The 1035-nt window shown below is 63.0% G+C and carries 1 pseudogene; it reads left to right on the forward strand.

The features are described 5' to 3' along the window. Window positions 1-1035 (forward strand): annotated as a pseudogene (locus AC097P_RS25000) (glycine dehydrogenase (aminomethyl-transferring)); the annotation flags it as partial.

Below are 1035 nucleotides of genomic sequence, written 5' to 3' on the forward strand. Positions count from 1 at the left end.
TGACCTGCGCGCCGACGTGGCGCTGGTGCACGGCAAACAGGCGGCCTTTATCGTCGCCGCCGACCTGCTGGCGCTGACGCTCTTGACGCCCCCCGGAGAATGGAATGCCGACATCGTGGTGGGCACCACCCAGCGTTTTGGCATGCCGCTGTGCAATGGCGGCCCACACGCCGCCTACATGGCTTGCCGCGACGAATACAAACGATCCCTGCCCGGCCGCCTGGTTGGCGTGAGCGTGGACGTGCACGGCAACCCAACCTACCGCCTGGCGCTGCAAACGCGTGAGCAACACATCCGCCGCGAAAAGGCTACGTCCAACATCTGCACCGCGCAGGTGTTGCCGGCCGTGGTGGCCAGCATGTACGCCGTGTACCACGGCCCCGAGGGCCTGACTCGCATTGCACAGCGCGTGGCCAAGTTCACTGCGATATTGGCCAAGGGCCTGGAGCAGTTGGGTGCACCGGTGCGCGCGCAAGCGACTTTTGACACGGTCACGCTGAAGACCGATGGCGCTACCAATTCAATAGCTGAAAATGCAGTATCTGCGGGGGCTAACCTGCGAATTTACTTTAAACACTACCTGTGTATCGCCCTGGACGAGACCACCACACGCGAAGATATTGCACTGATCTGGAGCCTTTTCGCCAAGCCCGGCCAGCCCCTGCCCAGCGTGGAAGTGCTGGAGGCGGCTGCCGAATCCCTGATCCCCGCCGCGCTGCTCCGCACGTCCAAGTTTTTGACGCACCCGGTCTTCAACACGCACCACTCTGAAACCAGCATGCTGCGCTATATCCGCATGCTGAGCGACAAAGATTTGGCGCTGGACCGCAGCATGATCCCGCTGGGCAGTTGCACCATGAAGCTCAACGCCACCAGCGAGATGATCCCCATCACCTGGCCGGAGTTCGCCAACATCCATCCGTTCTGCCCCGCAGACCAACGCCAGGGCTACACCGAGCTAGACGCGCAACTGCGTGCCTGGCTGTGCGCCGCCACCGGTTACGCCGGCATCAGCCTGCAGCCCAATGCCGGCAG

It is taken from the genome of Rhodoferax sp. ZS1R8 (assembly GCF_056521325.1).